The following is a 21739-nucleotide window of genomic DNA, read 5'->3' on the forward strand; positions in this document are numbered from 1 at the left end:
GGTTTTACAATTGGCAAAATTTGAATATCGTTTTCCAGAGCTGGGCGAAGGTTTGCATGAAGGTGAAATCATCAAAATGCATATCAAACCGGGCGACAAAGTAACAGACGACGACATCATCATGGAAGTACAAAACGACAAGGCAGTCGTAGAAGTTCCTTGTCCCGTTAACGGTACGGTTCAAGAAGTTTTTGCCAAAGACGGTCAAGTTTGCCGCGTTGGTGAAGTAGTAGCGATCATCGATGCAGAAGGCGATATCCCTGAACAAGAAGGCCATGCTGAAGAGCAATCCGCTCAAGAAGCAGATGCGGCTAAAGGAAGCGCAGATACTCAGTCTTCCCCAGCAGCAAGTGCCCCTGCTGATGCTAAAGAAGGTGGAGCTAATGCTTCTGCACCTGCAGCACCTACTAAAGACGTGCTAGCTACTCCAAGCGTACGTAAATTTGCTCGTGAGCAAGGTGTGGATATTGCACAAGTCCAAGGTAGTGGTAATAACGGAAAAATTACTCGTGAAGACGTTGAAGCTTTCAAAAATGGTGGTGGTCAAGCGACTGCACCTGCAGCTCAAGAATCTTCCGAGTCCAAAGCAGCAGCGCCTGCAGCATCCGCAGCGGTTGATGCACGTGCTGAAGAAGAGCGCGTACCTTTCAAAGGTATCCGTAAAGCGATCTCGAATGCGATGGTTAAATCAGCATACACAGCTCCTCACGTTACAATCATGGATGAAGTGGATGTTACCGAACTGGTTGCATTCCGTACTCGCATGAAGCCTATCGCTGAGAAAAAAGGCACAAAAGTTACTTATCTTCCGTTCATCGTTAAAGCACTTGTTGCGGCTTGCCGTCAATTCCCTGCTTTGAACGCTATGATTGATGAAGAGAACAATGAAATTGTATACAAAAAATACTACAACATCGGTATTGCTACAGATACAGATAACGGTCTGATCGTTCCAGTTATCAAAGATGCTGATCGTAAGAGCATCTGGATGATTGCTGACAGCATCCGTGATCTCGCAGGACGTGGACGCGATGGTAAACTGAGCGCGAACGAAATGAGAGGCAGCACCATTTCCATTACGAACATTGGTTCTGCAGGCGGTATGTTCTTTACTCCGATTATCAACTTCCCTGAAGTTGCGATCCTGGGTACTGGCCGTATTTCCGAAAAAGCGGTTGTTAAGAACGGAGAAATCGTGGCAGCTCCTGTAATGGCACTGTCCCTGAGCTTCGACCACCGTATTATTGATGGAGCAACAGCTCAAAACTTTATGAATTACATTAAACAGCTGCTCGCTAACCCTGAGCTGCTTGTTATGGAGGTGTAACATATGGTAGTAGGAGACGCTTCTCTTGATATCGATACATTAGTCATTGGTGCAGGTCCTGGTGGATATGTGGCAGCCATTCGTGCTGCCCAGCTAGGTCAGAAAGTTCTGATTGTAGATAAATCTGAAGTTGGTGGCGTATGTTTGAACCGTGGATGTATTCCTTCCAAGGCTCTAATCTCTGCTGCACACTCTTTTGAATCTGCTAAGCATGCAGAAGCTTTTGGTGTTAAAGTTGGCGAAGTATCCGTTGACTTTGCTAAAACTCAAGAGTTCAAGAACGGTGTTGTTAAAAAATTGACTGGCGGCGTTGGCGCTTTGCTGAAAGGCAACAAAGTTGAAATTTTCAACGGCGAATGCATGTTCATTAACGAGAATGAAGCTCGTGTATTTAACGAGCATGAATCCCCTCGTTACCGTTTCAAGAACTGTATCATTGCGACTGGTTCCCGTCCGATTGAACTTAAAGCTTTCCCGTTTGGCGGACGCATCTTGTCCTCCACAGAAGCTTTGGAACTTCAAGAGCTTCCTAAGAGCCTTGTAGTTATCGGTGGCGGTTATATCGGTGCTGAGCTTGGCCAAATGTTCTCTAAATTCGGAACGAAAGTTACAATCATTGAAGGTATGGATTCCATCTTGAATGGTTTCGATCCAGACATGACAAAGCTTGTTGCGAAGAACATGCAGAAGTCCGGTGTTGAAATCGTGACTAACGCAAAAGCAGAGAGCGCAGAGCAAACTGACAAAGATGTAACTGTGAAATATTCCGTGAACGGTGAAGCTAAAGAAATCACTGCTGATTACTTGCTCGTAACTGTTGGACGTCGTCCTAACACAGATGGTGAGCTTGGTCTTGACCTGATCAATGTTGAAATGACAGATCGCGGTCTGATCAAAGTTGACCACCAAGGACGTACAAATCATCCGCATATCTTTGCGATTGGTGATATCGTTCCTGGTCCTGCTTTGGCTCACAAAGCATCTTATGAAGGTAAAGTAGCTGCTGAAGCGATTTCCGGTCTTCCTTCCGTCGTAGATTATAAAGTAGTACCTGCAGTTGCCTTTACGGATCCTGAGTGCTCCAGTGTAGGTATGACTGAAGCTCAAGCGAAAGAGCAAGGCTATAAAGCTAAATCTGCTAAGTTCCCATTCGCTGGTAATGGTCGTGCATTGTCTCTTAACAGCCCTGATGGCTTCGTGAAGATCGTAGCTGACGAAGAAACAGGTCTTGTACTTGGTGCTCATATTGCGGGTATCGAGGCTTCCAACCTGATTGCCGAAATCGGTCTTGCGATCGAGATGGGCGCTACTTTGGAAGATATCGCATTGACTATTCATGCTCACCCAACACTTGGTGAAATCGTGGCTGAAGGTGCTGAGCTTGTTCTTGGTCATCCGATCCATGTAATGGCACCTCGTAAATAATAACGATTCATAAATGACCGATATCGGTCATCTCAAGAGACTGTTCATATGCTGGTCTAACAAGACCGGTGTTGAGCAGTCTCTTTTTGATGGAGTGGGAAAGATGTGTAGGGAGTCACTTTTTTTCAATGCTTCGGGAATAAGGGTATGGTAAACTTATATCTGATTAATAAGTAATAACGAAGGTGGGTTTTTCAGTGAAAAATTATTTGGAACTGTTACAGGATATTTTAGATAATGGGATTGAAAAAGGAGATAGAACAGGTACAGGTACGACGTCTGTATTCGGTCGCCAGCTGCGCTTTGATCTATCCAAGGGCTTTCCATTGGTGACAACGAAACGGATACACTTAAAATCAGTCATACATGAATTGCTCTGGTTCCTGAGTGGTGAGACCAATATACGTTATTTGAAAGAGAATGGGGTTCGTATTTGGGACGAGTGGGCAGATGAGAATGGTGATCTAGGTCCAGTCTACGGTTCACAATGGCGGGCTTGGGAAACACCGGATGGTAAATTTATTGACCAAATCTCTAATGTGATTGATTCAATCAAGAACAATCCAGATTCACGTCGGCATATCGTTAGTGCATGGAATGTAGCCGAGATTGATAACATGAAGCTGCCTCCTTGCCATTTTGTATTTCAGTTCTATGTAGCAGGCGGTAAGCTGTCCTGTATGCTTACGATGCGCTCGGTAGACTCTTTCCTAGGTTTGCCTTTCAACATAGCTTGCTACTCCCTTCTGACCCATATGGTGGCGCAACAATGTGATCTCGAGGTAGGAGAGTTCATCTGGTCAGGTGGAGATGTGCATATTTACTCCAATCACATGGAACAAGTGAAGACCCAATTGGAGCGTGATCCTTATCCGCTGCCAACATTAGTGATTAAGAGAAAGCCAGAGAGCATTTTTGACTACACCTTCGAAGATTTCGAATTTAAAGACTATCAACATCATCCAACAATCAAAGCTGTAGTAGCTGTTTAGATTATAATCACTGCTCAAATTATTTATAAATGAAAGGAGAGAAGATAATGAGTATATCTATGATATGGGCGATGGGGAAAGATCAGGTTATTGGTTTGAATGGTACAATGCCGTGGCGTCTTCCTCGGGATATGGCTTTTTTCAGAGAAACGACCCTCAACAAGACGATATTAATGGGACGGAAAACATGGGAGTCTTTCGGGAGTAAACCTCTGCCAAAACGAAAAAATATTGTCCTTACACGAGATAAGAACTTTACATTAACACCCGAAGAGGGAATTGTTATTCATCATATTGATGAAGGATTAAAGTTTGCTCAAGATGAGGAAATGATGGTTATTGGTGGTTCCCAAATTTATGAGCAAATGCTTCCGCATGCAGACAAGCTTATTGTTACTTTTATTGATGAGGACTTTGAAGGAGATACCTTTTTCCCAAAAGTAAATTGGGAGGATTGGACTGTCGTTGAAGAGGTGCAAGGTGTAACGGATGAGAATAATCCATATTCTTACCGCTTTGTTATTTATGAGCGTAATAAATAATCGACTTTACAACCATCTGTTCATATTTTCCTGTTGAATTCGTAGTAATATAATACAAATGATTATGCATAAAATCCATTTAACAAATGAAACGACAAATGCTACGATGTTTTTACATTGTTGAAGACATAATCCGTGAAAATATAGAGTACAAGCGGTGATAAAAGTTTTTCTTAACCTGCATAAAAAATTTAAATCAGGTTTCTTGCCGTTTTCTATCCCTTGTTGGGTAAGTGGATTCAGGATTTATGATATGATGAAAAGTACAATCATATATGTTAATCAGCAGGAAGAGAACGGATGGGGGAAAGTCGTATGTCAACACCAACTGGATTTATGGAATTTGAGCGCCAGCTCCCTGCAGATCGGGAGCCAGCTGAGCGTATTAAAGATTGGAAAGAGTTTCATAAGCTTTTAGAGGAAGAAGAACTACAGATTCAAGGAGCACGTTGTATGGATTGCGGTACACCGTACTGTCATACCGGTATTGATATGATAGGGGGTACCTCAGGGTGTCCATTACACAACTTGATTCCGGAATGGAATAATCTCGTTTATCGGAGTCAGTGGAAGGAAGCTCTTGAGCGTCTTCATAAAACGAATAACTTCCCTGAGTTTACGGGACGGGTATGTCCTGCACCTTGCGAAGGCTCTTGTACTGTCGGCTTGATCGGTCAGCCAGTTACTATTAAGAGTATAGAACAGGCAATTATTGATAAAGGTTTTGAAGAAGGCTTCGTAGTTCCTGAACCTCCGACGAAACGGACGGGACACAAAGTAGCTGTTGTTGGATCAGGGCCAGCTGGGCTCGCTGCTGCTGCTCAACTGAACAAGGCAGGTCATACCGTTACGGTATACGAACGTGCGGACCGAGTTGGTGGTCTACTTACCTACGGTATACCTTCCATGAAACTGGATAAGTCCGTGGTTCAGCGACGTGTAGATCTACTCGAGGCTGAAGGTGTAAAGTTTATAGTGAATACGGAGATTGGTAAGGATATACCAGCTAAACAGCTTGTTGATGAGTATGATGCTGTAGTCCTGTGCGGAGGTGCGACTAAGCCTCGTGAGTTTAACATCGAAGGTAGTGATCTTTCAGGTGTTCATTATGCTATGGATTACTTGAATGGCACGATCAAGAGTTATCTGGATTCCAATTTGGAGGATGGGAACTACTTATCTGCAGAAGGTAAAGATGTTATTGTCATCGGAGGCGGGGACACGGGTTCCGACTGTGTGGCTACTGCGTTACGTCATGGTTGCAGCAGTGTTACCCAGTTTGGTACACATAAAAAAGCTCCCTTAGAGCGTGATCCGATTGCAAATCCATGGCCCCAGTTTCCGAATGTATATACACTGGATTATGCGCATGAGGAAGCAAAAGCTTTGTTCGGACAGGACCCTCGTGAATTCTCTATTATGACAACGAAATTTGTCGGAGATGAGGAAGGCAATCTGAAGGAGCTACACACAATACAAATTGAGCGGATTGTAGATGAAACCGGACGAAAGGTATATCGGCCAATTCCTGGTACCGAGAAGGTGTTTCCGGCACAGCTTGCTTTGATTGCGATCGGGTTCGATGGACCAGAACAGACACTTTTGGAACAGCTTGGCCTCGAGAGTGACCGCCGTACGAACGTCAAGGCACCTTATGGTAAATATACAACCAACGTGGATAAAGTATTTGCTGCTGGCGATATGCGTCGCGGTCAAAGCTTGGTCGTATGGGCAATTCATGAAGGGCGGGAAGTTGCCCGGGAAGTGGATAAGTACCTGATGGGCAACAGTGTTTTAGTTTAAACTGGCTTCATCCTATGTTATAATTAAATATCATTGTTCATAAGGACTTCGCTGGGGCGGAGTCCTTTTTTGGAGTCCATACGGGGAACAATAACATTGTTTGTCGGCTTGGATTACGCGGGAAGGAGAGGTTACGTGAAGACGCTGGTCATAGCCGAAAAACCAGACATGGGGCGAAATATCGCTGCGGTGATCGAACCTCGGGCTAAGAACAACCGGACCTATTTAGAAGGTGAGCAGTATATAGTTACTTGGGCAATTGGACATCTGGTTGGACTTGCTGAACCGGATGCTTATGATCCGAAATACAAGCGTTGGAACATTAGGGATTTGCCAATAATTCCAGAACAGTTCCGGATCGTACCCAACCCCAAAACGAAGGATCAGCTCAAAGTGATTGGGGAGCTTGCCAAGCGCTGTGATCGAATCGTAAATGCTTGCGATGCTGGGAGAGAAGGGCAATACATTTTTGCATTAATCCAGCAACAGCTTAAACTGCACCAGCCGGTAAAACGACTCTGGATCTCGGATCTGACACCTGAGAGTATCGCCCAGGGGTTTGCCCAATTGAAGGATGGATCAGAATTTGAATCTTTAACGTTAGCGGCACGTGCCCGCAGTGAGGCGGATTGGCTGATCGGAATGAATGCTTCTCGGGCATTTACAACTCGCCATCAGACGCTATTATCTGTGGGAAGGGTACAGACTCCCGTGCTTGCACTTATTTATGACCGCCAAAAAGAAATTGAAGCGTTTGAATCACTAACGTTTTATGATGTCAAAGCAAACTTCCTTCAGGATTCCCTAGAATACGTTGGTTCGTGGCAAGGGGATCGGTTGACATCTCAGGAGAAAGCGGATGAGATTGCAACCAAAGTGAAAGGGAAAACAAGCACAATTTCGAAATATGAGGTTAAAGAGACGAAGGAATATCCTTTTAAATTGTATGATTTAACGTTGCTTCAGCGTGAGGCTAATGCGAAGTACGGGTATTCGGCTAAAAAAACATTGGATATCGCTCAAGGCCTTTATGAAAAACATAAGGTTATTTCGTACCCTCGTACGAACTCAAACTATGTGAATGAGCAAAATATTGAAGGTATGCATAAAGCGCTGAATATGCTGAAATCAACGCCTTACAAGCCGATGGCGGAAGGTGCTGAACCAAGTAGAGTTCATAAGAACAACAAGTCTGTGTGTAATCCAGAACGGGTTGAGGATCACCATGCGATTTTGCCGACATTAAAACGTCCAGGAACACTAAGCAAGGAAGAGCAAAACATTTATGATTTGATCATCATCCGTTTCTTATCTCAATTTTACCCACCAGCTATGTACAAGCAGCATACTGTGCTTACGGAAGTTGAAGGAGAGACTTTTAAGACAAACATTAAAGAACTGCTGTCATTAGGCTGGAAGGTGCTGATTCAGCAGGATAAGGAACGTAAATCTCCGAAGTCATCTGGAAAAAAAGGCAAAGAAGACGAGGAAGAGGAGTCACAGGAATGGAATGATCGCTCTTTCGATGTGCAACCGGACAAGCCTGTAAAGTGTACGAAAAGTGAGGTTAAGGAAAAGGCGACACAACCTCCAAAAAGTTATACCGAAGGTACTCTGCTGAAAGCGATGGAAAGTGCCGGCAAAAGCATCGAAAATGAAGAGCTGCGAGACGTTATGAAGGACAGCGGTTTAGGTACTCCTGCTACACGGGCAGCTACGATTGAGCGGCTTAAGAATGTGGGCTACATTACAATGCAAGGAAAAAGGATCACCGTAACGCAAAAAGGGCGAACTGCTATAGAGCTTATTAGGCACGCAGGAGTTGAACTTCTGGCATCGCCGGAAATGACAGGGCAATGGGAGCGTCGTCTTCATCAAATATCGAAGGGAGAGGCTTCCGCCGATGTATTTATGAAAAATGTGCAGAAGTTTACGATCTCGATTATCGATAAAGTATCGACACAGCGCCCAGCACCCCCATCGATGTTCGGGGACAGCGAAGAGGCGAAGGGAAAAGGAGGTCGTAGTGGCACACGGGGACGTGGGACTGCCACGTCTGCCAAATCCGCTACGGCTTCAACTACGAGAAATAAAGCCGCGACTACGACGAAACCTACCGCTTTAGGAAGTCAGACATCTTCTAATGGGGTGCGTGTTCCTTTAGGTGATTGTCCTGTAACAGGTTGTGGAGGACAAATCATTGAAGGACGTAAAGGATATGGTTGCTCCCATTTCAAAACAGGTTGTAAATTCGTTATTTGGAAAGAATTTGCGGGCAAAAGTATCTCACAGTCGATGTTGAAATCACTTCTTGCGAACGGACGGACACAGCTGTTGACTTTTAAAGACAACAATGGCGAATCTTTTAAAGCGCGAATTGTATTAAATCAATCAGGCAGCGGGCAACTTACTGTCGAGCGTGAAGGTACGGGATCAGTAACCTGAGAATAGGTAATGTCATGGGACTTCGAACAAAACACTGTCCTGCTCTGTTTCGAAACTAAACGCAAAAAAAGATGCCCCAGCCAGTTGTACAAATGGTTTGGGGCATCTTTTATATTATGAAATGGCAATAGCTTTCTCAGCAATAATGTCTGGAACTTCTGTCAAAGCGGAAACCGTGTATAACACGTTATGAGGCTCCTGCTTCAGCTCAACCAGATTGTAGTGCCATTCACGCTGTTGCTTGATATAAATGCTGTTTATTCCAGCTGTCAGTGCAGGTACGACATCGGTTCTGAGGGAATTACCGATCATCCAGGTGAGGGAACGGTTGAATCGTCCGGCTGAGAGAATTTCTTCAAGCGCTTTTACATTCTTATGCTGCCGAATATAGATCCGATCTTCGAAGAAATCAGCCAGCTTCATCTGCTCAATCTTTCGTTTCTGAATTCGACTTTCGCCACCAGTGTATAAATACAGCCGGTGCCCTTCATTTTGGAGCGTATCCAGCGTTTCAACCATGCCCGGGTAGGCTTCGATTTCTTGATCGTAAACGCTTAGTCCGAGCTTGAAGAGCTGCTCTTCTTCACGAAGAACGGGCTCCTTATGATGCTGTTTACAAAAATAACGGTACGTATCGATCAGAGACTGAGGGAAATTTGCGCTCGCAAAACCAAGCTTGTCTACACCAGCAACGTCAATTTCCATCTGTTTGGTTCGAATCTGTTCAACGGTTACGCCATAATCATGGAACCATTGTGTCATCAAATCGAAAAACTCGCCAAGAATCAAATCAAAGTACTTGTTGCAATGAATCAATGTGTCATCCATATCAAAAATAATATGTTGTTGTGAATCTTTGTTCATCTCTCTACACTCCTTTAACCACTTACATCTCTCTATAGGTCTTAAGATAACCTAATGTATGATTCAAAAAACATCTGAAGCTCAGCAGCTCCATCTGGGCGTAGACTGAAGCGTTCGGTTTGTTTACCTGCATTCACATGCGAACGAAGAAGGCCGGCTGCTCTCAGGATAAGCAAATGATGCATGAGAGCTTCATATGACAGATTCAGCTTTGTGGCAATTTCATTTACCGTTTTCGGTTCATCAGCTACAAAACGAAGCATTCTTAATCTTACAGGGTCAGCTAATGCCTCCGTCATTCGCAGTAGGACAACAGGGGGATCATCTTCGCTTTCTTCAGGGACATCAACAGGATACTGGATCAGTAGGACATTGTCATAGAAACAGTAGGTGTTAATGGGACGGAAATGTACGCCGGGAAACAAGAGGATAGAATCCACAGGAATATCGTCCAATATAACGCCGCCCGTTGCATATTCGATTAAACTCTCTGGTTCCATTTTAAGTAGTAAAACTGACTTTTCCTGTGCATCTTCACATATGAGCGCTTTTAACTCGGGCTCTATTTCTGCAAAATAATGCTCATACCATAAACGAAGTAAAGGCGGATATTCTGTCTGAATACGGCCCAAGGACTCTTTCGTAATGGTTGGAAGGTAGGGTAGCAACTGAGGAATAAGCTCTGTAGATTCTGTATGCTCAATCCATTCTAAGAAGGAAGGGATATCGGTATCTTTTTCACGCAAAATGGCTAGTGCATAAAGTACATCATAATCTAAAAACGGCCAATCATGCGCTTTGTTGAGTTCGTTACGGACTGTATGGGGGAGGCTAGCATCCAAATCCGGTATAAAATGAGAGCCGATATCCAGATTGTCGGTCCATTTTTTCGTCGCATAGATCATAAAGCTGCCCAGTAACTCGAATACCACAGAAACGTCCACGTTTACTTTATACTTCATGAAACCAGTTCCCTTCCGAATTAATAACATTGTTTTTATTATGGCTTGTATAGAACAGGGTTGTCTACTATAATGTTCATTTGGAAATTTATTCGTGTTGAAAAGGTAGAGGGGGATAATAACAATCGTGTCAGACACAACTCTATCCCGCCAAGGGAGAATACATTATTTTATTTTAATTTCGGTCGTTGTAGCTGCGGGCCTAAGTCAGGGGATGTTACTTCCTGTACTGGCTATTTTTTTGGAACGTATGGGTGTTTCCTCATCTGTAAACGGGCTTAATGCTGCGGCATTATATGCGGGTTCTTTTGCGATGACGTTAGTTGCAGAAAGGGTGCTCGGCTGGGTTGGTTTTAAGAAATTGATTATTGCCGGACTTTTTCTTGTTATGATCTCTTTACTGGCTTTCCCTCTATTTCCGAGTGTTGCTCTATGGTTCGTGCTTCGGATTATGGTTGGCGTAGGGGATAGCGCGCTTCATTATGCAGCACAATTATGGGTACTAATGATGTCTTCCTCAAGTAACCGTGGCCGCAGCATTTCGTTTTACGGAATGTCATACGGTCTTGGGTTCAGCATTGGACCACTTGGCATTTTCCTCCTAAACTATGGTGAAGCGGTACCTTTTGTCGTGTTAGCTATTTTGTTTTTATTTGTCCTACTGGTTGTGATTTTTAAGCTTCCAGATTTAAAACCTGAACGTCAAACACCGAGTAACGTGCCCGAAGCAGGCAGATTCAGAAGAAGCTATCAGCTAGCATGGTATGCTCTTATTCCTGCTTTCTTATATGGTTATATGGAGGCAGGTATTAACAGCAACTTCCCGGTATACGGACTTCGCAGCGGTTTCACGGTTGAACAAATATCATCCCTGTTGCCGTTCGTCGGTATTGGGGGACTTATTCTACAGCTTCCGCTTGGCATTTGGAGTGATCGGTTCGGAAGAAAGCGTGTGCTAACGGTTGCCGGAATAGCTGGTGGCCTCTGCTTTTTACTAATACCGATTGCAGGTACAAGCTACTGGCCGGTGCTGATTCTTCTCACACTTGCAGGAGGACTTGTAGGGTCATTCTTTTCACTTGGACTCGCTTATGCAGCGGACATACTGCCGAGAAGATTGCTTCCAGCTGCTAATGTGGTTGCCTCATTTCATTTTAATATAGGAAGCATTGCTGGTCCAAATATCGGCGGCATGCTAATTGGAATAGGTTGGACTTCAGGTATGTTTATTCTTCTTGGATCGGTGTACATTATTTTTGCTGCTTCTAGCTTATTCTTTAAAAATAAGTCACTTAGCAAATAAGAACTGTTGTTCTCATGGCAATTGCGTTCGCTTTCTTCTAAACTAGAGTATAGAATAAGTTACTCGACGGGAGAGACGAGAACATGATAAAAATTGAACGTCTTAAAAAAACAGTAAACACCGAGAAGAACCCGGTGCTGAACGACATAAGTTTTCAAATGGAAAAGGGAGAAATGATTGGGTTAATCGGTGCCAGTGGAAGTGGGAAAACCCTTTTGCTAAGTTGCTTGGCAATGAAGGAAAAATGGGACTCTGGACGCTTCCTGATTGATGGAGAGGATATGCTCAAGAATGGGAAACGGAAGATTAAGCGAGAGTGGGCATACTTAGAACAGAACCCAACCCTGAATGTTAACAGAACGGCGCTTAAAAATGTTCTTATTGGTCAATCCAGTCAAACACCATTGTGGCGTATGGTTACTGGTATGGTGCGTTCCGATGACTATATGGGTGCAATGGATACAATTGAGCATCTTGGATTACTTGATAAAGCTCATAATAAAGGTAGTGCACTTAGTGGCGGTGAACGCCAGCGTATTGCGATCGCTAGAGCTTTGGTTCATGGCGCTAAGGTTATACTGGCGGACGAGCCAGTAACAGGTTTAGATCCAAAATCTGCAGAGAATGTGCTTCAAACATTAAAAAAGTTATGTGAAGAAGAGGGTCTAACTGTCATTACAGTCATTCCGTTAGAGCATGCTGAGCGTTATTGTTCTCGTATTATCGGCCTTTCTGGTGGTCAGATCGTTGTTGACGTTACCGGACGCCGATTGACACATGGTGAGAAGAGTAGGTTATAGCCTACTATAAAAAAATAAGGCGATTGAAATAGAAAGAGTTGATTCTTTTGAAGTCAAAAGTGATGAAGGCAGCTATGTCGGGGGTACTGATGTTTGTTCTCGGAGGCTGTAGTTTTATCAGTGATCCTGTATCGCTGATGACCGCACCGAAGCTTCCGGCGGATGAAGAGACACTAATGGGTGCGATAAACTCTCAAAAACCGGAGAACAGCAATATTATTCGACCGAGAAACAGCAGCGACCCAAGCTCGATTCGCGTTAAAGATTTAAATAATGATGGCATCATGGAGGCTGTGGTATTCTATATCACGCCCAATGAGGATGTTCAGATCCATGGTATGATTCTGCAGCAGCAGGGGAATTCATGGGTTAAGAAATTGGATTTTGAAGGTGAAGGTACCATGCTGGAGACCTTTGATCTGATTGATATTACGAATGATGGTAATTTTGAAATTGTTGCTGGGTTTTCTCGAGGTGAAGAGGGAGTTCAAAATGGCCTCGTCGTATACACTTATGATAATGACGCTTTAGAGAAGGTTCTTCAGTTGCCATATACTCATTTTGAAATGACGGATTTGAATGGAGACAAAATTAAGGAATTGACCGTAGTTTCCCTTCAAAAGTACGAACTTTCATTTATCACAACGTATCAATTCGATCAAGCTACACATGATTTTAAAGAGTTGGCCAAACTTGATTTGGGAAAAAATGTTGAGAAATATTACAATATTGTCTCAGGGAAAGTGGCGAAGGACAAAGAAGGGATTATACTGGATACTTCGATTGTTTCCAACTCTTCAACTACGAAACTGATCATTATGGAAGATGGCGCCCTGATTGATATTCTGAAAGAAGATGCGGCTTACAAAGAACTACCTGTCGAGAGTGAAGATATTGATGGAGACGGTATTCTTGAAATAGGTTTGCTAGAAGAACCGATGGGTTGGGACGATGATATTCTTGAGGATATTCCTTATTTCTATACCTACTATCAGTGGGATGGTGAAACGCATCTCGCTAATATGAAGAATGGCCTTAAGTTTGTATTACAAAGGTATCAAGATGAGGACAATGGATTTTTCCTAACTTTCCCAGCAGAGTGGCATAATAATCTGACCATTGATCCAAATTCGGATAAAAACCGATATTTGAAATTTACAATGACGGATAGTGGTGAAACGGTAGCAGAGGTGAAGTTCTTCTCCCTTCGCGAATGGGAATCTGCAAAAAGTGATTGGAAAGTTTTGGTTCGAAAGAAAGACCAAGTAATTGGATATAAAGGGGAGCTAAGCAAGAATGGAAAAAAGCACAATAAAGACGTGGCTCCCATTGAAAGAAAGGGGAATTAGACATTGAGCAAAGTACTGATTTTAGAAGATGAAGAATCCATCCGTAGTTTTATTGTGATTAACTTGAAGCGTAATGGCTTTGATGTTCTGGAAGCCGGAGATGGACTTGAAGCCTTAAATTTATTGCAGACAATACCAGATATAGATATCGCACTTCTTGATGTGATGGTTCCAGGTATCGACGGTTTTGAAGTTTGCCGCCGTATAAGAGAGACGAATGAACGCATTGGAATTATCTTTTTGACCGCTAAAGTTCAGGAACAGGATAAAGTTTACGCTCTGTCCGTTGGTGCAGATGACCATGTTAGTAAGCCATTCAGCCCAACGGAGCTTATCGCACGTCTGCAATCTCTTTTGCGACGTGTAAATGTACAGCGTGCAGGTAGTGCTAAAGTGTCTTTTCAATCTGGCCCATTTACATTGGATCTAATCGCCAAGCTATTCAAGAAGAATGGTAAAGCAGTTGAATTGACTCCTACTGAATTCTCCCTTGTGCAATTCTTCCTGGAGAAAGAAAATACACCTTTGAGTCGTGACGTTTTGCTGGATCACGTATGGGGCAAAGAATATATGGGCGATCCCAAAATTGTTGATGTGAATATCCGCCGCCTTCGTCAAAAAATCGAGAATAATCCTTCCGAGCCGGAATTTCTGCAAACGGTATGGGGTCACGGCTATAAATGGAAGGGTCAGGGCCAATGATCAAAAAAGGAATCCGCCGGCAGATCGTACTTCACTATTTTCTAGTCGTATTTATGGCACTGCTGCTGGTGGAGATAATATTTTTACTTGCAATCCGTACCTATTATTATGATAGTGTACACACTCATATCGCGAGACATATTGATTTTGCGGACGAGTATTATCAGAAATTTCGTTTGAATGATGAGAATGATCGGTCTAACTTGACCGAAATTATCACTTATTTTGAGCTGGATCGTACGGAACTACAGCTGCTCAATACTTCTGGAGAGGTACTCATCACGTCAACTAATTTCGGCTCTGATATGACGATTAAGACAAGTGACGTCACACAAGCTTTAGCAGGTGATACAAGTCGCTGGGTCGGGAAACAGCAGGATACCGGTCAGATGGTTATGGCTGTTTCCTACGCACTTCAGAATGGTGGCGAGAATGAATATATTTTAAGATATGTAACTTCTCTTCATAAAATTAACCATAAGCTTCTTAATGTAACGATGTGGGCTGTTTTAATTGGCGTTGCTGTCCTTGCTATTGTGCTGGCTTTCAGTATCGGCTTAGCCAACTCGATTGTAAAGCCGCTTAACAACATTCGCGCAGTATCCGCTCAGATGGCTAAAGGCCGATTTAATGTTCGCATTAAGGGGGATTACAAGTACGAGTTAGGAGAATTAGCTTCAACGCTTAATTATATGGCTCAAGAAATTGTACGTAGTAATCAGGTGAAAGATGACTTTATTTCATCCATTTCGCATGAGCTTCGCACCCCTCTCACGAGTATCAAAGGTTGGAGTGAAACATTAACTTCCGGCGGATATGATCCTGACGAGACTAAGATCGGTATGCAGATTATTACGAAAGAGACCGATCGTCTTATTGGTCTAGTTGAAGAGATATTGGACTTCTCGAAGCTTCAACAGAATGAAATGAAAATGGTCATGGGTATTGTTAGTTTGCGGGAGCTTCTTCAGGAAATAATGCTCAATTTGTGGGCTAAAGCAGAGAAGAAGGGCATCGAAATTAAGCTGGAGACTGAAGAAAAACCTCTGATCTATGGAGATGCCAATCGACTGAAGCAGGTCTTTCTCAACCTGGTGGATAATGCGATTAAATTCTCGCACGATAATGGTGTTATTTTGCTGACCATGGAGTTGGAAGAGAAATTTGTGGTCGTGGCAGTTCGAGACTTTGGTATTGGGATTAGCGAAGAGCATATTCAACGGGTGAAGGACCGCTTCTTCCAAGTGAATCATGTGAACGGAGGTACGGGTCTGGGGCTTGCAATCACCCAACAACTTGTTGAGCTTCACCAAGGGACGCTTGAAATGGAAAGTGAACTAGGGCATGGGACGACGGTAAAAGTGAGATTGCCGCTTCCTGAAGGTAAGATTCCTGTAGCGGGTGGACATGACAATGGAGAAGATGCACCTCAGCCCAATCCAGCAATCGCACCGCATGAAGAGGGGGAAGAACCTCATGGGAATTGAGGTTCTAAAGCGATTGGAAACAGATCGGGGATTATTTGAACTCGGTTTAGCTCAGTTGGAGCATAAGGAAGAGATGCTGTTTATTTTTAAGTCGACGGCTGAGCTGATGGTTAAGCAAGGTCTGAATCAATGGACACCGGATCTGTTTTCCTTGGAACTTATGGAGGAATATCTGAAGGAGAGAGAAGTGTTTCTCCTGATACATGAAGATAAGCCTGTAGGTATTTTTACACTTCAGGATAGTGACCCCTCGTACTGGGGGGAGAGAAATGACAATCGCTTTTCTTATTTACATCGTCTAGCAGTATTGCCTAATTATCGTGGATTGAATTTAGGCCAATCCATGATTCAGTTTGCAGAATACCGTGCCATCAGCAAGGGCAAACTAGGAATTCGTCTTGACTGTGTATCTCATTTAGAGGGGTTAAACGTGTTTTATCGCCGTCAAGGGTATAAATTTGTTGCTAAGCAGAATATGGGCACACGTGAAGTGCATTTGTATGAGAAACAATTTCCATTGTTGAAATAGGTGTTCTTTCTTGTTACATCAAAAAGCGATCCGCAGAAGTCGGATCGCTTTTTTTAGAAAAATATGATGAAGATACTAGAAATCGTTTATGATGTAGAAACATTGGCACGAAGACGGCCTTTTTCGTACACATCTTGCAGCAGTCGTGAAGGCTGGGTACGAACTGTAGGTTTAGCCATTACCGTTTCGTTAGGACCAACAACGACTACGTTGCCTGGAGTTCCTTTTACAACAGCACCGTCCTTTATCAGCGCTCCTTCACCGATGATGGCATGCTCAATGTGAGCTCCCTTGCCGATTTTTACATTCGGCATAACAACACTGTCTTTAACTGTAGAAAGCTTACCGATTTCAACACCGCAGAAAATAACGGAACGTTTCGTTCTGCCTTCGAACGAGCATGTATCATGAATAAGACTATCATTATTCTCCATCGTACGGGGACGGTGTGCCATCAATTTTGTAAGCCAAGGACGTGTATACATCGGCCAGTCTTCTTGCTCAAGCACCAACTCTGTTTGACTCAATACATCCATATGTGCTTCCCATAAGCTTTCCACCGTACCAACATCACGCCAGTACCCCTGAAATCTAAATGCATGCAACAAGTCGTTGCCAGACAGCATTTTAGGGATGACGTCTTTTCCGAAATCATGGCTAGAATTCGGATCTTCCGCATCCTGAATCAAATGGGCTTTAAGATATTCCCAGCGGAATAAGTAAATACCCATTGATGCTAAATTGCTTTCAGGAACTTCTGGTTTTTCCGCAAATTCGGTAATTTTTAAATGTTCATCAACACTCATGACACCAAATCGGCTTGCCTCTTCCCAAGGAACCTCCATAACAGAGATTGTAGCAGCGGAACCAAGATTAATATGTGAATCAAGCATCTCCCGATAATTCATATGGTATATATGATCTCCGGATAAAACGAGCACATGTTCCGGATTTTGTTGATCAATGTACTCTATGTTTTTGAAGATTGCGTCAGCTGTACCTGTATACTCTTTATGTTCCGTATTGTAAGAAGGAAGTAAAGCTACACCGTTGTCTGCATCAGTATTGGTTAATCCCCATGGTTCTCCAGCTCCAATATGCTCATGCAGTGACTCAGCCTCATATTGCGTAAGGACTCCAACTGTATCGATTCCTGAATTTACACAATTGCTGAGAGGAAAATCGATAATACGATAGTGACCGCCAAATGGAACGGCCGGTTTTGCCAACTTAGACGTTAAAGGAGCTAATCGCTTTCCTTCTCCTCCTGCCAGAAGCATGGCTATGCATTCTTTTCTCTTCATTACGTTTCCCTCCCAAGTATTTTTCATCATCGTAATTCCAACGTAGTACATACATAAACGAATATCACCGGGTCTGAAACGATTATATTGAAATATTATTATGAAAATTACAATTTTAATTTTTCATGATCATTTTTTATTTTCAATGTGGCTACAATGGGGTAATAATCAAATATTGTATATAGTTAAAGCGGGTGAATGAATAATGATAGGTCAATGGATTGGAAATGAAAACATTAGCTCTAATGATATTTATTTGTTTCATGAAGGGAATTCGTATCATAGCTACCGATGGATGGGTGCACACCCCGCCAGCGAGGATGGTGAGGAGGGCGTACGTTTCACAGTATGGGCACCTAACGCAAGACATGTAGGTCTGGCGGGTGACTGGAACGGATGGGATGGCTCAAATGATTCATTATATAAGATACCCGAATCCGGCATTTGGAGTCGTTTTTTTTCCGGTTTAACAACTGGAACTTTTTACAAATATCATATAACGGGTCCTTATGGAGAAACTTTCCTTAAGGCAGATCCATATGCTTTTCAAGCTGAGGTCAGACCGGCTACAGCCTCAATTATTACAGATCTAACTGGTTATCGCTGGAATGATGGTGCGTGGAGACGGAAAGCGAAGGCTCCTTATCAAAAACCAATGAACATTTATGAAATGCATTTTGGAACTTGGCGTCAAAAGAAAGATGGCTCTTTTTATACGTACCGAGAAATGGCGGAACTGCTTATTCCATATTTACAGAAAATGAGTTATACCCATGTGGAGTTTATGCCATTAGCAGAACATCCTTATGATTTATCTTGGGGGTATCAAGGCACTGGTTTCTTCGCACTCACAAGTCGCTATGGCTCACCTCATGATTTTATGTATTTAGTTGATCAGCTCCATCAGGCCGGTATTGGTGTTTTGCTTGATTGGGTTCCAGCTCATTTTGCAAAAGATGCACATGGTCTCAGACAATTTGATGGTTCGCCTCTTTATGAATATGCAGATGAACAAAAGGCGGAAAAGCCTGGTTGGGGAACGTTGTCCTTCGATTATGCTAAACCGGAAGTTCGGTCATTCCTTATTTCCAACGCTTTATTCTGGATGGAAACTTATCATATTGACGGTTTGAGAGTTGATGCTGTAACGAGCATGATTCGACTTGATTTTGAGAAAGATGTGTCACAATATCAGCGAAATGAGCAAGGTGGATTGGAAAATCTGGAAGCCATATCTTTCTTGCAAGATCTTAATAAAACCATCTTTGAATATTATCCGAATGCATTAATGATGGCTGAAGAATCAAGTGCCTGGCCTGGGGTTACCTCACCAGTACATCTCGGAGGCCTAGGATTTAACTATAAGTGGAATATGGGGTGGATGAATGACACGCTTTCTTACATAGAAGAAGATTTCGAGGCACGTCCTTCCAAACATAACTTGTTAACTTTTCCGATTTGTTATGCTTATTCTGAGAACTTTGCACTCCCGTTGTCTCACGACGAAGTGGTTCATGGGAAGAAATCATTACTAAGTAAAATGCCTGGTAATTACGAACAGAAATTTGCAGGTCTGCGTGTGTTGCTTGGTTATCTTATGACTCAGCCTGGAAAGAAACTGTTATTTATGGGTGGAGAATTTGGTCAATTCATCGAATGGAAAGACCAAGAGGAATTGGATTGGCTGCTATTGGATTATGAGACGCATCGTAAGGCGCTTGCCTATACCGCAGCACTAAATCAGATGTATATAGAACAAAAAGCACTTTGGGAATTCGATCACAGTATGGATGGTTATCAATGGATATGTGCTCATGATGTGAATCAAAGTGTCATATCCTATATGCGCAAAGGTAAAAAACCTGGCGACACTCTCATCATTGTTATTAATTTTCAGCTTCAGCATCATGTGAATTATCGGATCGGAATGCCCAAAATGGGGCAATACGAAGAAATTTTTAATTCAGACCGGTTGGAATTCGGTGGAGAAGGCAGACTCAATAATGATGTGTTGAAAACGGAGAAGAAGCCATGGCATGAACAGCTACAAAGTGTGGAGCTTTCTGTGCCTCCGCTCAGTATGATTGTCCTGAAAAAGAAACCGCCGCGCCCTCGCAAGCCGATTGTATCGCAGGAAGAAACGGCGGAACCTAAAATTAGAAATAAAAGGGGGAGAATCAAGAAATGAAATTGTTATTTGCTGCCGCAGAATGTGTTCCTTTTATTAAGACGGGAGGTCTGGCAGATGTGATCGGCGCGTTGCCTAAAGCACTGCAACGGTCGGGAGCAGAAATACGGGTCGTATTGCCGAAGTATCGCAGTATTTCGGAAGATTACCGTAGCCGGATGGAGTATATTGGGGAGACCCGTGTGCAAGTGGGGTGGAGACAACAGTTTTGCGGAGTTGAGAAACTGGATCTAGACGGGGTAACCGTTTATTTTATAGACAATGAGTATTACTTCGGCAGAGATGGCATATATGGATACATGGATGATGGTGAACGTTTTTCTTTCTTTAATCGTGCTATTCTAGATATATTGCCGTTGATCGACTATCAACCGGATGTCATTCATTGTCATGATTGGCATACAGGAATGGTGCCGCTTCTTCTTGAAGGGAACTATCGTCACGAACCATTCTATAGTGGAATTCGAACTGTGTTTACGATCCACAACCTCCTGTATCAAGGGGTATTTCCGTATGAGGTCTTGGTGGATGTGCTTGGACTTCACAGTCGCTACTTTACTTCTGAAGGTGTTGAATATTACGGTAACGTGAATTTCTTAAAAGCCGGAATCGTCTATTCGGATCACGTTACAACGGTAAGCCCAACCTATGCTCGGGAAATTCAGACTTCATATTATGGTTATGGATTGGATGGTTTGCTGGCTTCTCAAGGAGAACGTCTAAGTGGTATTGTGAATGGCATTGATACGAAAAGTTACAATCCTGCGAGTGATCCACATATTGCGGTTAAGTATCGCAGTAATCTGAACAAAAAAGCACAGAATAAAACAGAGTTACAGCAAGAGCTGAATTTACCAGTAAATGCGAAAATACCTATGATGGCAATGGTAACTCGACTCGTTGATTCTAAAGGCTTAGATCTGGTCATACGGATACTTGATGAACTTCTTTATTATCAGGATATACAGTTTGTACTTCTAGGAACGGGAGATCCGGGGTACGAGCATTGGTTCCGCGAAGCTGCGAATCGTTATTCGAATAAGATGTCTGCCCAAATCTGGTTTAGTGAGCCATTATCACGCCGCTTATATGCAGCGAGTGATTTCTTTCTAATGCCATCTAAATTTGAGCCTTGTGGGATTAGTCAATTAATAGCGCTCAGATATGGCAGTATTCCGATTACTAGAGAAACCGGGGGACTTAACGATACCGTTCATTCATATAATGAATTTACGCGTGAGGGCAACGGATTTACGTTCTCGAATTATAATGCACACGATATGATGACTACAATTAAGCGTGCGATTTCATTTTATGAGGAACCGGAACATTGGCGTCAGGTAACGAAGAATGCTCTATCTGGTGAATACAGCTGGCAAGTATCAGCACAGCAGTATATGGATATTTATAATAAAATCACGATTTAAAAGGTAAAGGAGAGCATATCAAAGATCCAGGATCTTATGGTATGCTCTCCTTTTTCTCTTGTTATACGCTACGTGTAAGAATCATTTCTACCATCGCTGTTGTGCTCCAATTTCCAGAATTGGTTTTAGTTTGGGGTAGAAATTGGATCACAAAGGCGACCGCTGCCGCTTGTTCGGAAACGATTCTTCCCCTCCGCTGCTTCGTGCATATCCATCACAAAAAAGAAACCGCGCTTTTTGCTATGAAAAGACGAAGGAGCTGTCCCTTAAGTAGAAAATATCTACTCATG

General features: G+C 43.0%; 17 protein-coding genes. 14 read left to right on the plus strand and 3 right to left on the minus strand.

Going from position 1 to position 21739, the window contains the following annotated elements; translation table 11 throughout:
- The first annotated feature begins 10 nt into the window (after positions 1–10).
- The 6 genes from ACFQV5_RS14200 to ACFQV5_RS14225 all read left to right on the plus strand — a co-directional run bounded on the left by ACFQV5_RS14200 (position 11) and on the right by ACFQV5_RS14225 (position 8534).
- Positions 11–1327, plus strand: a complete 1317-nt coding sequence (locus tag ACFQV5_RS14200; RefSeq protein ID WP_379247881.1) for a dihydrolipoamide acetyltransferase family protein — start codon at positions 11–13, stop codon at positions 1325–1327.
- A gap of 3 nt (positions 1328–1330) precedes the next feature.
- Entirely contained in the window at positions 1331–2752 is a 1422-nt protein-coding gene (gene lpdA, locus ACFQV5_RS14205; protein ID WP_379247883.1) for a dihydrolipoyl dehydrogenase, read from the plus strand.
- 197 nt (positions 2753–2949) lie between these two features.
- On the plus strand, positions 2950–3744 hold the full coding sequence (gene thyA, locus ACFQV5_RS14210; RefSeq protein WP_379247885.1) for a thymidylate synthase: 795 nt from the start codon (positions 2950–2952) through the stop codon (positions 3742–3744).
- A 47-nt stretch (positions 3745–3791) separates the two neighbouring features.
- A complete protein-coding gene (locus tag ACFQV5_RS14215; RefSeq protein WP_379247887.1) occupies positions 3792–4286 on the plus strand; it encodes a dihydrofolate reductase in 495 nt (164 codons plus the stop codon).
- 315 nt (positions 4287–4601) lie between these two features.
- Positions 4602–6089 carry a glutamate synthase subunit beta gene (locus tag ACFQV5_RS14220; protein ID WP_379247888.1) on the plus strand — a complete coding sequence of 496 codons (1488 nt, stop codon included), beginning with the start codon at positions 4602–4604 and terminating at the stop codon, positions 6087–6089.
- 135 nt (positions 6090–6224) lie between these two features.
- Complete coding sequence (locus ACFQV5_RS14225) at positions 6225–8534, plus strand: type IA DNA topoisomerase (RefSeq protein WP_379247890.1); 2310 nt, start codon at positions 6225–6227, stop codon at positions 8532–8534.
- A gap of 114 nt (positions 8535–8648) precedes the next feature.
- Here the strand turns inward: ACFQV5_RS14225 and ACFQV5_RS14230 are convergent, their stop codons facing one another.
- Positions 8649–9398, minus strand: a complete 750-nt coding sequence (locus ACFQV5_RS14230; RefSeq protein ID WP_379247892.1) for an HAD family hydrolase — start codon at positions 9396–9398, stop codon at positions 8649–8651.
- A 41-nt stretch (positions 9399–9439) separates the two neighbouring features.
- The gene (locus ACFQV5_RS14235; RefSeq protein ID WP_379247894.1) at positions 9440–10360 is read right to left on the minus strand and encodes an ArsR/SmtB family transcription factor; all 921 of its coding nucleotides are present in this window, start codon (positions 10358–10360) and stop codon (positions 9440–9442) included.
- A 127-nt stretch (positions 10361–10487) separates the two neighbouring features.
- Here ACFQV5_RS14235 and ACFQV5_RS14240 point away from each other — a divergent pair, with 127 nt between their 5' ends.
- The 6 genes from ACFQV5_RS14240 (at position 10488) to ACFQV5_RS14265 (ending at position 16530) form a co-directional block, all read left to right on the plus strand.
- On the plus strand, positions 10488–11663 hold the full coding sequence (locus ACFQV5_RS14240) for an MFS transporter (protein WP_379247896.1): 1176 nt from the start codon (positions 10488–10490) through the stop codon (positions 11661–11663).
- Positions 11664–11746: 83 nt separating this feature from the next.
- On the plus strand, positions 11747–12463 hold the full coding sequence (locus ACFQV5_RS14245) for a phosphonate ABC transporter ATP-binding protein (RefSeq protein ID WP_379247898.1): 717 nt from the start codon (positions 11747–11749) through the stop codon (positions 12461–12463).
- Between the two features lie 62 nt (positions 12464–12525).
- A complete protein-coding gene (locus tag ACFQV5_RS14250; protein WP_379247900.1) occupies positions 12526–13812 on the plus strand; it encodes a hypothetical protein in 1287 nt (428 codons plus the stop codon).
- A 3-nt stretch (positions 13813–13815) separates the two neighbouring features.
- On the plus strand, positions 13816–14514 hold the full coding sequence (locus ACFQV5_RS14255) for a response regulator transcription factor (RefSeq protein ID WP_379247902.1): 699 nt from the start codon (positions 13816–13818) through the stop codon (positions 14512–14514).
- Complete coding sequence (locus tag ACFQV5_RS14260; protein WP_379247904.1) at positions 14511–16001, plus strand: sensor histidine kinase; 1491 nt, start codon at positions 14511–14513, stop codon at positions 15999–16001. Before ACFQV5_RS14255 ends, ACFQV5_RS14260 begins: the two co-directional genes overlap by 4 nt.
- Positions 15991–16530 carry a GNAT family N-acetyltransferase gene (locus ACFQV5_RS14265; protein WP_379247906.1) on the plus strand — a complete coding sequence of 180 codons (540 nt, stop codon included), beginning with the start codon at positions 15991–15993 and terminating at the stop codon, positions 16528–16530. Before ACFQV5_RS14260 ends, ACFQV5_RS14265 begins: the two co-directional genes overlap by 11 nt.
- A gap of 86 nt (positions 16531–16616) precedes the next feature.
- On the opposite strand, the gene ACFQV5_RS14270 is transcribed toward ACFQV5_RS14265, so the two are convergent.
- The gene (locus tag ACFQV5_RS14270) at positions 16617–17834 is read right to left on the minus strand and encodes a glucose-1-phosphate adenylyltransferase (RefSeq protein ID WP_379247908.1); all 1218 of its coding nucleotides are present in this window, start codon (positions 17832–17834) and stop codon (positions 16617–16619) included.
- Positions 17835–18039: 205 nt separating this feature from the next.
- Between ACFQV5_RS14270 and glgB the strand changes: the two genes are divergently transcribed.
- A complete protein-coding gene (gene glgB / locus ACFQV5_RS14275) occupies positions 18040–20022 on the plus strand; it encodes a 1,4-alpha-glucan branching protein GlgB (protein WP_379247911.1) in 1983 nt (660 codons plus the stop codon).
- On the plus strand, positions 20019–21449 hold the full coding sequence (glgA, locus tag ACFQV5_RS14280; RefSeq protein ID WP_379247913.1) for a glycogen synthase GlgA: 1431 nt from the start codon (positions 20019–20021) through the stop codon (positions 21447–21449). The genes glgB and glgA overlap by 4 nt, the downstream gene beginning before the upstream one ends.
- Positions 21450–21739: the final 290 nt, after the last annotated feature.

The organism is Paenibacillus sp. GCM10028914, from assembly GCF_042666275.1.
GTDB lineage: Bacteria > Bacillota > Bacilli > Paenibacillales > Paenibacillaceae > Paenibacillus_AQ.